9 protein-coding genes are annotated in these 13947 nt (G+C 64.4%); 7 read left to right on the plus strand and 2 right to left on the minus strand.

The features are described 5' to 3' along the window. The first annotated feature begins 5 nt into the window (after positions 1–5). Both C0010_RS12775 and C0010_RS12780 read left to right on the plus strand, forming a co-directional pair. The gene (locus C0010_RS12775; RefSeq protein ID WP_105567481.1) at positions 6–3809 is read left to right on the plus strand and encodes a putative Ig domain-containing protein; all 3804 of its coding nucleotides are present in this window, start codon (positions 6–8) and stop codon (positions 3807–3809) included. A 126-nt stretch (positions 3810–3935) separates the two neighbouring features. Then, positions 3936–5243 carry a DivIVA domain-containing protein gene (locus C0010_RS12780; protein WP_105567482.1) on the plus strand — a complete coding sequence of 436 codons (1308 nt, stop codon included), beginning with the start codon at positions 3936–3938 and terminating at the stop codon, positions 5241–5243. Between the two features lie 227 nt (positions 5244–5470). Here the strand turns inward: C0010_RS12780 and C0010_RS12785 are convergent, their stop codons facing one another. Next, positions 5471–6082, minus strand: coding sequence for a helix-turn-helix transcriptional regulator (locus tag C0010_RS12785; RefSeq protein WP_105567483.1), 612 nt, complete (start codon positions 6080–6082; stop codon positions 5471–5473). Positions 6083–6413: 331 nt separating this feature from the next. Here C0010_RS12785 and C0010_RS12790 point away from each other — a divergent pair, with 331 nt between their 5' ends. The 5 genes from C0010_RS12790 (at position 6414) to C0010_RS12810 (ending at position 11350) form a co-directional block, all read left to right on the plus strand. Next, complete coding sequence (locus tag C0010_RS12790) at positions 6414–6878, plus strand: class Ib ribonucleoside-diphosphate reductase assembly flavoprotein NrdI (protein ID WP_232531952.1); 465 nt, start codon at positions 6414–6416, stop codon at positions 6876–6878. Positions 6879–6967: 89 nt separating this feature from the next. Next, the gene (locus C0010_RS12795; protein ID WP_232531953.1) at positions 6968–8203 is read left to right on the plus strand and encodes an MFS transporter; all 1236 of its coding nucleotides are present in this window, start codon (positions 6968–6970) and stop codon (positions 8201–8203) included. 63 nt (positions 8204–8266) lie between these two features. Then, the gene (locus C0010_RS12800) at positions 8267–8989 is read left to right on the plus strand and encodes a hypothetical protein (protein ID WP_105567484.1); all 723 of its coding nucleotides are present in this window, start codon (positions 8267–8269) and stop codon (positions 8987–8989) included. Positions 8990–9253: 264 nt separating this feature from the next. After that, complete coding sequence (locus tag C0010_RS12805) at positions 9254–10987, plus strand: GMC oxidoreductase (RefSeq protein WP_105567485.1); 1734 nt, start codon at positions 9254–9256, stop codon at positions 10985–10987. A 30-nt stretch (positions 10988–11017) separates the two neighbouring features. Then, positions 11018–11350: a Rieske (2Fe-2S) protein gene (locus C0010_RS12810; RefSeq protein ID WP_105567486.1), complete on the plus strand. Its 333-nt coding sequence runs from the start codon at positions 11018–11020 to the stop codon at positions 11348–11350. Positions 11351–11947: 597 nt separating this feature from the next. Here C0010_RS12810 and C0010_RS15065 read toward each other — a convergent pair. Then, a complete protein-coding gene (locus tag C0010_RS15065; protein WP_158685510.1) occupies positions 11948–13666 on the minus strand; it encodes an RNA polymerase sigma factor in 1719 nt (572 codons plus the stop codon). Between the last annotated feature and the right edge of the window lie 281 nt (positions 13667–13947).

The raw sequence follows: 13947 nt of genomic DNA on the forward strand, positions 1-13947 counted from the left end.
GAACCATGAGAAAATCACTCTCGCCCGTCGCTCTGCGAGGCGCGGGTATGTTGACGGCGGGCGTGGTGCTCGCCAGCTGTGCGCTCGTAGCGGGCGCCCCCGCGTCCTATGCGGCGACGGGCAGCATCCGTGACTTGTCGGTCAAGGTCGCCAACGACGGTGGCGACCCGGCGAACCCAGCCGACGACAACACGTCGAACGGCAAGGTTGGTCTCAATGACTACGTCGAGTACGCCTGGACGTTCGCGACCACGGGAACGGACGACCTCCTGCTGAGCCAGACCCTTCCTGAGGGCTGGAAATGGGACGAGAACCGCCTGGATCTCGTGAACACCGATCTCGAGCAGTACTCCAGCACGGCAACGGTGAGCGAAGACGGCCGCACGCTGTCGGCCACCGTCGATGTGCCGGTGGGATCCGACAGCACGATCACGCTCGACAAGATCTATGCACAGCCGACCAGGCCCGCAGTGGGTCAGTCGTACGCGGCGGAACTCGCCGCAACGGACGAGACGGGTGTACAGACTGCCGATGCGACGTCTGTCGATGTCGTCAAGGTGGACGTGCCGGAGTTGGCAGTCCCGACGAAGAACTCAGTGACGTCGAAGACGTATGACTTCGGCTCCGGTGCTGAGCCAGCTACGAGCATCGACACGGGGTTCGACATTGTCGATGTCCTTTCGGATGAGGTTCTCACTGACGTGCGCGTTGCGGGTTCGGGCAATGAGAGGGCATCCGAACCGGCCGGCATTGATGCGGTGACGTCGATGGCTGGTCCGATCGAGGTCAAGATGAACTTGGCTTTTTTGAAGCCGGAGTTCGGTTGGACGTCACCTGATCGCGTCGCGGCGCTGGTGACGTCGACGAGCCCGTCCGGTGCGACCGTAGAGGTCAAGGACGTCACCGTCGGCGCAAGCGGTGCGATTGTCACTCTGCTCGTGGAGAATTGGTCGGGGAACGTTCAGAGCGACCCGCTCCACGCCGATGTGTCGCTCCTGATGCCCGACGCCGACCTCGTTCCCGGTAGCAAAGCTTCTGCCTCTTTCAGGAGTTCGGTCTCCTACGCGCCAGCGGAGGGGCAGAGGCTCGAAGAAGTCTTCTCCAACAACAACAGTGCCGGAGAGCCCGTTTTCGGTCCGAGAACGGACCAGTACGGTGTTCTGAAGACCATCTATGTGCCTAAGGACGGAACGGACGCCGACTCTTCGTCCCCCGTCCGTGCAAACGCTGAATGGACCGCCAACCCGGTCGCCGGAGAAGGTGGCGTGAAGACGGCATCGCCCGGGAGCCGAATCTGGGCATCTGTGAATGCGAACGATCTCGGGAAGGGCGAAGACGCAGCGTTCACTCTCTACGACTACTGGAACCCTGACGAGCAGCAGATTGCTGACGCAGCAGTCGAATTCCGGAGCGATGCCGAGAACTGGAGCATCGAGTACTCGAGCGATGCCGATCGTGAAGGAGACCCTGAGAATGCGACGTGGCACTCGTCCGTCGCAGCTGCGGGTGGTCCGGCGAAGGTCAATGCAGTGCGCGGAAAGTTTGCCGGCACCGCTGACTCAACTGGCGCCGAAGCAATGTTCGTGCCGTTTGACGTCGTGAGCGACGTGGACGGTGCTGAGGTCTTCGACTACGGCGAGGTCCGGGCTTCTGGACAACAGGAGCGGGAATCCAAGGCCAGGGTCGTGGTTGATGACGACCATCAGGTGCGTACGGAACTGACAACGGCTGAGTCGGTGATCGGGAGCAACTCCTTCCCCGTGTCCGTGAAGGCCGTTGCGGGGGCACAACCCGGTCTGAATGAGAGTCAGGCCGAGCGTGAGATCAATGATCTGGTGATCACAACAGCGTTCGAAGCAGACAGCGGTGTTGTGGGTGTCGACGATAGCCGGTTGGATCCGTTCTGGGAGATGACGATCTCGGGCAACGCGAAGGACGGTTTCACGGCGGAATTCCGCCCGACTGTTCCGGTATACGCGGATGAGTCGGATGAGTGGCCGATGATTGAGGTTGACGCACAGACTTCACTTCTGGTGAAGGATGGCGAGCAGGTGCTCGTGACATCGCGGGCCGATGCCGCCAACGCCGCCCCTTCGGACTCGATTCTTGACACGCGGAAGGAGAAGGCGAACGTCACGACCGTTGCGCCGAAGCTCGCGGGTATTCAGAAGATTCTGACCTCCGACGCACTCGTGAGCGGTCCCGGCGCGCACGACATCACGTGGGACGTGGAGATGATCAACACTCTGGCGCAGACACAGGGTGAGACCAACTTCCTCGATGTGCTGCCATATGAAGGTGACCCGCACGGGTCTGACTTCGCGGGTGAACTCGACCTGACCGGTATCAGCGCGTCGGGCGATGCGGCAGACCTGCAGTTCGAATACACGACGGATGCCCCGGCAGCAGTTGAGGCGGCGCCGGACGCGGCCGACTGGAAGCCGCTTCCGGCGGACGTGGCGAGCGTCGGCGAAGACGTGACGGCGCTCCGCGCGGCGACGGAGGACTTCGGCGCAGGGTTCGCTGGGACGGTGACCATCAGTGCTGAGGCCGACGGCCTTGACGCTGGTGATGAGCTCGTCAACGGCATCTCGGCCGAGACGACTTCCGAGACCGAGCTGACCTCGGAGGCACTGCCCGTCGCAGTTGCCGACTCGGCGATCCGCGGCGTGGCCTGGATCGATGACGGTGACGGTATCCGACAGAGCGGCGAGGCGATCGCCAGCGGTATCGACGTGACGCTCAAGAGCGCCGACGGGTCTGAGACCGCGACGACGAAGACCAATGCGAAGGGGCAGTACGCCTTCTCAGGTCTCTACGGCGGTGACTACACGGTCACGTTCGACGTGAACGGTGAGACGGCTCCGCAGAAGGCCGGTTCGAACCGCGCTCTCGACTCGGATGTCGACGCCAAGGGCGTGGCTGCGGTGTCGGTCACCCCGGGCGACGAGCTGCGCCACATCGACGCCGGAATCGTGAAGTCGATTGCGGTGGCGGATGTTGCTGATCAGGAGAACACGGTTGGTGACGAGGTTGAGGTTCCGGTGAAGGCGTCGTCTAACGACGGTTCGGAGCTGGAGTTCTCGGCGGAGGGTCTGCCGGAGGGTGTGTCGATTGATGCAGCCACGGGTGTGATCTCGGGTTCGCCGACGACGAAGGGTGACTACGCGGTCACGGTGTCGGTGTCGTCGAACACGATCAAGCCGGTCGAGACCACGTTCAACTGGAAGGTGAACCCGGTTCCCGCGATTGCGGTGGCGGATGTTGCTGACCAGGAGAACACGGTTGGTGACGAGGTTGAGGTTCCGGTGAAGGCGTCGTCTAACGACGGTTCGGAGCTGGAGTTCTCGGCGGAGGGTCTGCCGGAGGGTGTGTCGATTGATGCAGCCACGGGTGTGATCTCGGGTTCGCCGACGACGAAGGGTGACTACGCGGTCACGGTGTCGGTGTCGTCGAACACGATCAAGCCGGTCGAGACCACGTTCAACTGGGTTGTCAATGAGGTGCCCAAGGTGCCCGGTGACGACACGGATGGTGACAACACCGACGGTGGTGACACTGACGGTGGGAACACGGATGGTGGGAACACTGACGGTGGGAACACTGACGGTGGGAACATCGACGGCGGTAGTAGTCACGGTGATGACACGGGTGCTGACGGCGGTTCCGACGGCGCCTCGGTCCACACGGGCGGCGAGCTGGCCAACACCGGTGGAGGCATCTTCGCCCTGCTCGGTGCGCTCGCTGCGGCGATCGCCGCTGGCTTCGCCGGCGTGATGGCCTTCCTGCGGCGTCGCCGCGCGGAGTAATCCGAAGTAGTGCATGACGCGGGTCCTGGGTCTTCTCGACCCGGGGCCCGCGTCATGTGATCACTCCGACAGTTGTCGAGTCTCGCCGAGATGTGGCGCAGACGATTCGCAGAAGGTGAGAAGAACATGAACGAACCCCACGAGCACCGTGTTGCGGACGCCGGTCCCGACTTCCACGAGCTCCTGGCAGGGGAGACAGCGCCGGAGCAGCAGACCTTCGCGACCGCGTTCCGCGGGTACGACAAGGATGAGGTGGACGCGGCACTTGGGACGCTGCAACAGCGGTTGCAGCGCGCGGAGAGTGAGGCGGCGTTGGCTCGAACGCGGGCGGGGCGTGAGGCCGACGTACTCCGGGACGAAGCCTCGGCGGCACAACAACAGGCGACGCGCCGCATCGCGGCGCTCGAGGAAGAACTCGCTGCCGCGCGGGCGCAGGCCGCCGATGCGACGGACAAGGTCGCGACGCTGACGAATCAGCTCGCAACGGTGCCCGCGGAGGGAGTCGTCGACCCGGATACACGTATCCAGTTCGAGGCGGTACTGCGGGTTGCGGAAGACCAGGCGGACGCATTGCTCCGCAATGCGACGGTACAGTCCGAACGACTACTGACGATTGCCAGCGAAGAGATCGATGCCAGACGCGTCGAGCTCGAAGCCGACGGGGCGCGCATCCGGGCGGAGGCCGAGCAGGAGGCCGATCAGGTGCGCCTCCGTATCGAGACGGAGTTCGTCGGCCATGAAGCACGCATCGCGCGAGAAGCGGCACACGCCGCTGAGCGTGTCAAACAAGCCGAGCAAGAGGCAGAGGCGATCCGGGTCGAGGCGGAGAAGGCCGCGACCGCGCTCCGCTCGATGGTCGCGCGGGAGACGCAACAGCAGCGAGCAGATGCCGAACGCGACGTGCGAGAGACGAACACGCGTGTTGTGGAGTTCGAGGAGAGCTTGGCGCGCCGACAGAATGACGCGCAGCAGGAGTTCCTGGCACTGCATAACCAGGCCGTTGCACATGCGGAGAGGATCACCTCGGACGCGAACGACCAAGTGCAGTCTTCCCTCGAGCACGCGAAGCTCATCTCCGGGAAGGCCGACGACTACGAGCGGCTCAAGAGAGCGCAGGCGCAGGAGATCATGGCCGAGGCGCACGTCCGTTCCCGTGACGTACTGGACCGCGCACGCGTCAAGGCGCAGAAGATCGTCGACACCGTGATCGGTCATAGCACTGAGGTGCTGCGCGATGCGGAGGATCGCACGCGCCAACTCCGCTGGCAGCAACAGAAGCTGGACAGTTTTATGGCCGAAGTGCGTGAACTCATCCGTCCGGATGGTGCGCTCACCGCGATGGCGGAAACCGATGTGGAACCGGCGAGTGATGGTGATGGCCCCCTTTTGGAGGCTGATGACACCATGCTCACAGAGAACCCCGAGGCATCGTAAAGCCGAGCGACGCTATCAATGTCGTCGCGCTCAGTATCAGTTGGAGACCAAAAGCCTCGACGGGATAAGTTGAAAAGTCCGCCCGTCGGTGAGCAGCGAGGTGTTTCGCAGTGCCTCCTCTCCGACAGGGTGAGGGGTTAACTGCAGCATGTCATGCCTCGGTCATTCTGGCTCGCATAGAAGGCTTGTGTCCTATTGCGCGCAGGTTGGCGGGGCGAACACCCCGCTCACGATCTGCGCAAGCGGACGGTGCATTCCTCAGGAGTCTTGGCCTCGAGTATGGAATCCGCCGACAGCGGGCCGCCGGCCTCGTTGAGCACACTCTGCATCAATGAGAGGTGGACCTGGCACAGAACTGGGCGATGCTCTGGCAGTGCGGCGGCGTGCGGGCACGGGCTGAGGTCGATCTCAAGTGCGATCTCGTCGATGTGTGGTTCGAAGCCGCTGTCCTCGAGATCTTCGATGAGCGCGTCCAGCTGGTGCGTAGCTTCCGTGCCGAGCTTCGACTCCGGTTCGTGCAGTACACGCCGCATCAGGTCTCCGCGTCGAGCCGCGGCCGCGACGCGCTCGCGGGCGATCATGCTTGATGCCTCGGGTTCGCCGGTGACGACCGTGTAGAGCGAACGGGGGCGCCCATGGGTTCCGGCGTGCTCCGGAGCAGCAATGACGTAGCCGCCGTCAATGAGCCGTTTGAGGTGTTCACGCACCGTGTTCTGGTGAAGACCTGTCGCGTCGCAGAGCTCCGTGATCGCGCAACCAGGGTGCTCCTGAAGGTGATGCAGGATTCGCACCCGTGAGTAGCTCGAGATCGGGCCGCAAGCAGGTCGGAAGCTGTCCATGTTCGCATTCTCTCGGTTTCTACTGAAACTTGTGGGGGAGCGGGCCGTGAATAATATCTGAGCATCGCGCGCAGCCGCCCCGGGGTGTAAACCGTGTCGTGGCGGACGGCGTGAGACTGCCGAACGCGAGCACGATCGAGGCATCAGCGGTGGGGACGAGGCGCGTTGCGGAATTCAGCTTTTTACCGGTCTCCGGAACGTCCGTCGAGTCGGGTGGTGCCCCAACATTGAGGGGATGCGTGGCGACACCGGAAGGAACATGATGGGTACCGAGGTGTGCTCGAACAATGGTGCTCGGCGCGGGCCTCGTCCGAGGCAAGCGAATCTGCCGGTGTACTTCTATTCCAACTCCTCGGGAAACGTCCGCAGCTTCGCGCACAGGTTGGAACGCCCCGTTTACGATATCGGCCAGCGGGCGGTGCGTACGTCCGTGCCGGAGACAAACTACGTGTTGATCATGCCGTTGTATGCCATGAGCGATCCGGCGGCTGACGCGATGCCGAAGTCGCTGCGCCGTTTCATGCGCAGCCCGCTGACGCGTCGCCGGTTGCTGGGGGTGATGAGCTCCGGCGAGAGCCGCTTCGACGAGTCGCATCAGGCGGCCTGTCGCGAGCTCGCCCGTTGTTTTCACCGACCTGTTCTGTTCGAGTTCGACATGCAAGGGACGCGATGGGATGTCGTGATCGCCCGCGCAATCCTGGCCGAACTCGATGATGCGGCCTGGGACGCAGGCGTACTGACTCGGGAGCCTGCGTCAACGGTGCTGTCGCTGGCGCCGGGGGTACGACAGACATGAGTACTCGCGGCCGAACCGGCGTATGGCGTTCGCGCCGTGCGCCCCTCGTCAATCGTGACCACGGCGCTGCAACCGAGAAGGAGCCGGCGATGGCCGCACGCACGATGCACACCCGATCAATGTCCGGCGTGGGTGAGCTGGATCTGCGGGGCGGCATGGCCAACGTCGTGCTTGCGACCCTGGCATCCGCGGTCGGGTTCTGGGCGTGGATGATCATCGCGCCATTGCAAGCGCGTTACGCGACCGAGATGGGCCTGACCGAAGGGCAGATATCGCTCATGCTCGCAACCCCGGTGCTCGTGGGTTCGCTCGGGCGGGTCGTGGTCGGCGCCCTCGCTGATCGTCTCGGTGGTCGGAGGATGTTCACCGCCCTGCTTCTTGCATCGGTGCCTGGCGTGCTTCTCGTGGTGGTCGCTGGTGAGAACGGCAGCTTTGGATTGCTCATCACAGGCGGTTTTGTCTTAGGAGTCGCGGGAACGATCTTCGCCGTGGGGATACCGTTCTCGAGCGCATGGTTCCCACCTGACAAGCGTGGGCTCGCAACGGGGATCTTCGGAATGGGGATGATCGGCACCGCGCTCGCGGCCTTTGCAACTCCGCGGCTCGAACGCGTCGTCGGCTACGTGCCCACGCATCTGATCGTCGTGGCACTGCTGCTCATGATGGCGGTGCTGACCTGGGTGCTTCTGCGCGAGTCTCCTGCGTGGCGGCAGAGTACGGAACCGGTCGTGCCGAAAGTTGTCGGCGCGTTGAAGCTGCGCATCACATGGGAGATGTCGTTGTTGTACGCGATCGTGTTCGGCGGGTTCGTCGCGTTCTCGACGTTCCTACCGAAGTACCTGGTCACGATCTACCCCGATGACGTCGATGTTGTCGGCGCCGGCACCCGCGCAGCGACGTTCGCGGCGGCCGCGGTGGTTGCGCGACCGATCGGTGGGGTCCTGGCCGACAAGCTCGGGCCGAAGCTCATCACACTCGTGTCCTTGGCGTCCCTCGTGGCGCTCGGTTACGTCGTCGGTCAGCAGCCCGCGGAAGGGATCGTGGCGGGCTTGACGTTCATTCTGCTCGCGGCCGCGATGGGCCTGGGCATGGGGTCCGTGTACGCGTGGATCGGGTCGTCGTCACCTCCGGGTCGCGCGGGAGCCGTCGCCGGTGTCGTCGCCGCGGCCGGTGGTCTCGGGGGGTACATTCCTCCGTTGGTGATGGGAGCCACGTACGATCCCGTGTCCAACTCATACCATCTCGGGCTCTGGCTCCTGGTGGTTTCGGCCGCCTTCGCGCTCGTGCTCACTGGGCTGCTCCCACCAGGGCGAGAGCGCACATGAACTGCGGCCAGAACAAGCTTCGCCGACGGACGCCGACGACATCAGAGAACACCGGATGCCATCATGGATAAGTTCGAGCTCACGACCTCTGCTCACCCCGAGTTTCCCGCCTTGCGCCGTATCCGAGCGCTCACGGATGTACCAGAAGCTGGAGTCCGCGCCGGAGACCTCGGTGGATACGTCGCGTCGGCGGACAACCTCTCGCAGGTCGGGGCATCATGGGTGTTCGACGACGCGCTCGTGTTCGATGCGGCGCGCGTTTCGGAGAACGCGCAGACGCGCGGGAGAGCGTGGGTGTTCGGTTGCGCGCGCATCACGGACACCGCCGTCGTGGAAGATCGTGCCTGGGTGTTCGGGAACGCGCACGTTCTCGAAAGCGCCCGAGTAAGCGAACAGGCCGCGGTGTGGGGGTCCGCGCGTTTGTCAGGTACCGCGTGGGCCCGTGGGAGCTCGGACATCGGAGCACGTGCGCGCATCAGCGACGAAAGGGAGCTTCTTGCGGTCGCGCTGTGGGGCGCGGCGAGGCCGGTATGGGCGACGCTCGTGCGCACGGGAACGGGGCATGAGATCAGGTTCGATCGATGGCGTGGGTCGATCGCTGATTTTCGAGCGCGGGTCGCCGAGGCGAACTCACTCGCGGGCCGGGTGCGGCCGCAGTGGAGTCAGTGCGACGAGCTCTTGGCCTTCGCGGATATGTGCGCCGCGAGAACCGCCACGTGGTCGCGCGGCAATGAAGGCACAGGTTCCGGAGGTACTCGTATGCGCGGTACCGAGTGGCTGGTCTGATGAACCGCAGGCGAATGCTGAGCGATCGAACCTTATCCGGGTGCGCGAGCCGGCGGTCGGCGATGTCCGCGCACGCTGCGCAAGACCGCTGCGAGGCCGCCTGCGGGTTATACGACAGGATGTGGGCCTCGACTACTGCACCGGCGCCTGTGAGTACTGAACTCCACGCCGTTCGCCACTGCACGTCCCCGGCCGATCCTCATCGGTGCGCGCGGCCGACGTACGTTCGGTCGACGCGAAGGGTATCGAGAGCTGAGGGAACGTATGTCAACATCTGATTACGACGTGATCGTCGTGGGCTCTGGTTTCGGTGGTAGTGTCGCCGCGTTGCGCGCGGCCGAGAAGGGTTACCGAGTCGGGGTGCTTGAGGCCGGGCGTCGGTGGCCGGACTCTGAGATTCCCCGTACGAACTGGGACCTGCGAAGGTTCGTGTGGCAACCGGAACTCGAGACCTACGGCATCCAGCGCGTCGAGGTGCTCGATGACGTGCTCGTGCTCTCGGGCGCCGGAGTGGGCGGCGGCTCACACGTCTACGGCAACACGCTCTACGTGCCGCCGCGACAGTTCTTCGCAGCGAAGGAATGGGCCGGTATCACGGACTGGGCGGAGGAACTGGCGCCCTACATCGACCTGGCGCAACGTATGCTCGGTGTCGTACGGGTTCCATACCTGCCGACCGACGTTGACCGGTACATGCAGAAGGCTGCTCAAGCTCTTGGGCACGGCGAGACGTTCAATCGTGCTCCGGTCGGCGTGTACTTCGGCAAGCCGGGCGTCGAGGCCGACGACCCGTACTTCGGCGGGGCGGGGCCGCGGCGCACCGGTTGCGTGAACTGCGGCAACTGCATGATCGGGTGTGGGCGCGGTGCGAAGAACAAGCTCACGGTCAACTATCTGTACCTCGCTGAGAAGCTCGGCGTTGATGTCCACGAGTTGAGCGAGGTGCATGACATCGAGCCGCTCGATGGCGGGGGGTACGCTGTCAGCGCCCGTCACCCCGGGTGGGCTCAGCGAGCGGTGCACGCGGGACGGCGCCGATTCACCGCCGATCAGGTGATCATCGCTGCGCACGCGTACGGCTCGTCGAAGCTCCTTCATCACATGCGTGCCAAGAACCGACTGACGGTGCTGTCGGACGAACTGGGCAAGAGGGCGCGGACGAACTCCGAACAGCTCATCAGCATTCAGCGCCCGTATGACGAATGGAAGCGCGATCCTGAGAGATACCACGTCGCGCCGGGGGCGGTTTCGATCACATCGGGTGTGTGGCCCGACGCGCAGACGAGCATCGAGCCGGTGACCTACGGCGTCGGCAGCAACGTCATGGAGTTCCTGCTGAGCTACCATCAGCACGGCGCTCAGGCACATCCGACGGCGAACTTCGTGAAGCACATGCTCGAACACCCGGTGAAGTTTCTCGAATCGGAGGACGCGCGGCACTGGTCCGAACGGATGCACATTCTGCTCTGCATGCAGACCACCGACACGTCGATCGATCTGTTCTGGAAGGACGGCGTGCTTCGAAGCCGGCCCGGCCAGGGAGAACTCCCGTCGCCGCACATTCCGATCGTCGAGCAGTTCGCCGACAAAATTGCGGAGCTCATGGGTTCTGAGCAGCAGGCCTTGGCCTTCGAGGTTGTCAATCGAACGGCTTCCGCGCACTTCATCGGCGGTCTGACGATCGGCGACACATCCGATACCGGCGTCGTCGACCCGTATCAGCGCGTGTTCGGCCATCCGGGGCTGCACGTCATGGATGGCAGCGTGATGCCGGCCAACCCGGGCGTGAACCCGTCGCTGATGATCACGGCGCTCGCGGAACGGGCAATGTCGCTCTGGCCCAATAAGGGCGAGGCTGACGCGCGGCCGGCGCTCGGTTCCTCGTACCGGCCCGTCGACGCGGTCCGGGCTCGCCGACAGGCCGTTCCTGACGGGAGCCCGGCGGAGTACCGCCTCGATGTGACCGCGGCCGACATCATCCCCGAATACCCGTACTGACTCCAGAACCCGACGAGGAACATCGACATCATGACTCTCCCGACCAGTATCGCGCTCGGAGGCAGTGACGACATCGGCTTCGGGGCCGTGATCCCGTTCTATCTCGAGGTATCGAAGGAACGTATAGCGATCGCACGGACGGCCGATGGGCTCTTCGCGTTCGATGACCTCTGCCCGCACGATGGTGCACCGCTGTCATCGGGCTTGCTTGCGCGGCGCGCGATCATGTGTCCCTGTGACGGCTCGCTCTTCGACCTGGGCACGGGGGTGGTGCTTGACGGGCCGGCCGAGATGCCGCTCCGTCGGTTCATCGTCCATGAGGAGCGCGGCACCGTGACCCTCGGGCGCCAACTGGGTGACTGAGCGCGTTCCTCACCGCTTGGCGCGATAATGCTGCGCGAACGGGTCGTCAGGGCCCATCGGCAGCGCGCAACCGCACGGGCGTGAGCAATAACCACCACGGCGATACGTCCGGTTCCGGAAATCGCCCTGTGCAGACCCGGTCACTGCTCGAAGTCAACGGCTTCAGGTCGCCCTATAGCCCGGGTGCGATGAGTCGCAAATGTTCGTGCCCGCTGTCGTGCCCGCTCTTCGCCCGCCGCGCGATTATTCGTTGCCGTGATGGTGCGCGGTCAACTTGCGATCCGGCATGGGTTTCTAGGGCCTGAGTCAGACGGGCTCGTTGTGTTCAACGTGCACGGTGCGCAGGGAGTTCCGGCCCTCGGAGCACGAGTGCGCGGGCGAGGAACAGCCGAACGCTTCCTCCGGTTCGGGGAGAAGCACCGACCTCATGTCGCAGGGTGTCGGACGCGATGCGTCGGCGGTCTCTTTCCTCGTCGACCGCCGGCGTGAGATATTCCGGATGCAGCGTCGCAGGCACGAGGCGAGGATGCGCGTGGCCGTCGCCCTGACCTCCGAGGAGACGCGCGCGAGAACAGTCGACGATCGTGGTTGTTTACGTCATTCAACGAAGCTGCTGCGCTGAAGCAGGTCGATCACGGACAGGGCGCTCGTGGCATGCGACTGGTCCTGCCCGCCGGTGTTCGATCTCGCGTACTGTGCTCGTACAGGCGCGGTGCGACGCAATTGATCGTACGTTGCAGTCACGGTGAACTCTCCGCGCCCGTTCGCGCCGATGGCCGCGGAACGCAATGGCGAGCCGTCGACGAAGAACAGCACAGTCGAGTCTGGTTCGCCCACCACAACTCCGCGGAACTCCCAGCGCCCGTTGACGAACGTCTTCGTGCCAGGTTGCAGCGACAGCGGTGCCGCGACCTCCTGCGGATCGTCAGCGGGAGCAGCGGAAGAATCGGTGTCGTCGGTCGCCGGCTCCGACGGGGTCGGCGAGGGCGACGGAGCGGAGGAATTGTCGGCTGACAGTTCCTTTGTGTCAGCGGAGGCAGGCGATCCGTCGGGTGACGGTGTGGAGTCGCCCGCAGACGAGGCCGACGATTCGCTTGACGAAGATGACGAGTCGGACGCCGACGACGAGCCAGCCGAACGTGTCGCTGTGCCCGAAGGGTGTTGTGAGGAAACAGTGCCGGGAGCCTGACCGATACCGGGAGTTGCGTCACTTCTGCCGTCCGGAGTCGGCACGAGCGGCAGCGGCCGCGGTTGAGACGTGCGGTCCGTACCCGTCGGGCTACCCGTTGTGTATTCCGGGATCGTGACAACCTCAGTGCGCAAGTCGTCGACGCACAGTGAGCGACGCACGTCGCATGGTCGGTCAGCTTTCGTGGAATCTGCATCGAGTTCAGCGCCGCTGAACCCGATGGTGTTGACACCGAGCGCGACCACGCCGGCTGTCGCAAGAGCGGCAACGGCGCCAAGGGCACGGACAGGTGTGCGCTCGAAACGACCGATCGAGCGCGACTTCAGTGCGGTGAGCGCCCGCGCAGATAGCGTGGTTCGCACTGGCGTCGTACGTAGGGCAGGCGCAGCGAGCCGAGCTGACAGGTACTGATCGGCGCCGGCACGTCCGAGTAACGCGGGCACCACGGATTCGCGGATCTCCACGATCGTGCGATCAGCTCGATCGAGGCGCATGTCGCATCGAGGGCATGCGTCGGCCTCGATCGCAGCGGCGCGTTCGCTCTCTGAGTCACTCGGAGCGTTCCCGGTGCCGAGCACATGCGCGATCGGATTGCGGTGGTGACAGGTCCGCATCACGCGACCCTCGGACCGCAGGACGGCTTCGCCGAGTTCGAGACGCGCCGCGAAACCCATCTGCCCGACCCTGTGAGTCGGTGCGCCGAGGAACGCAGCGGCGTCGTGAGGCCGAAGTCGCTCGACGTCCAAGTGCCAGAGCGCAAGCTGGCCGCGACGTCGAACTCTCGTGAGGGCCACTACTGAGCGCATTGTCATTGCGGCATCGGTCTCGGTCAGGCGGCGGGGGATGTCTATTGCTGCTTCCTGTGACATCGCGTGGAGTGCGAGCAAGCGGAATGGGGCGTTCGTTTGATCGGCCGAGATGCGAGTACGCACGTCGACGAACGCCTTCTCGACGAGGCGATCCGCCGCTGTAGGTCTGCTGGTCGTGAGAGACGCCGCTGCCTCGTGCATCGCCGGGTAGTGGCGACGACGGAGTTCCTCGAACGCGCCGGCAAGGCCGTGCTTCGTCTGATCGACGAGATCGGAGTCTGCTCCGTTGACGACGACCGGGATATCGTTCCGGCGCACGCCTCAGCGCTCCTCGCGTTGGCGGCGTACTCGATGCGCAACGGGTCCAAATGTCAGGTGCGCGAAGCGAGGCGCGCGGCAGGAGCTTCCGACGCTGTCCATGGGTGCTCATCTCAATGCGTGTGGGTCGTCGTCACGGGACTCGCGTACGGCCCCGTCCCCACTGAGTTGTCGTCAAGTGCGGCGGGTCATGGCGGCTTCACCCGGTGCGGGTCCGTTCGAGTTCCAGAGAAGCCCCATCTTTCCTTGCATCGGATCGTATGGATGCCCTTTCGCCGGAT

The organism is Microbacterium halophytorum, from assembly GCF_002970975.1.
GTDB classification, from domain to species: domain Bacteria; phylum Actinomycetota; class Actinomycetes; order Actinomycetales; family Microbacteriaceae; genus Microbacterium; species Microbacterium halophytorum.

Bases quoted from the DNA above. Each gene is read 5' to 3' on its own strand.
- C0010_RS12775 (WP_105567481.1), top strand. From the start codon at position 6: ATGAGAAAATCACTCTCGCCCGTCGCTCTGCGAGGCGCGGGTATGTTG.
- C0010_RS12780 (WP_105567482.1), top strand. From the start codon at position 3,936: ATGAACGAACCCCACGAGCACCGTGTTGCGGACGCCGGTCCCGACTTC.
- C0010_RS12785 (WP_105567483.1), bottom strand. From the start codon at position 6,082: ATGGACAGCTTCCGACCTGCTTGCGGCCCGATCTCGAGCTACTCACGG.
- C0010_RS12795 (WP_232531953.1), top strand. From the start codon at position 6,968: ATGGCCGCACGCACGATGCACACCCGATCAATGTCCGGCGTGGGTGAG.
- C0010_RS12800 (WP_105567484.1), top strand. From the start codon at position 8,267: ATGGATAAGTTCGAGCTCACGACCTCTGCTCACCCCGAGTTTCCCGCC.
- C0010_RS12805 (WP_105567485.1), top strand. From the start codon at position 9,254: ATGTCAACATCTGATTACGACGTGATCGTCGTGGGCTCTGGTTTCGGT.
- C0010_RS12810 (WP_105567486.1), top strand. From the start codon at position 11,018: ATGACTCTCCCGACCAGTATCGCGCTCGGAGGCAGTGACGACATCGGC.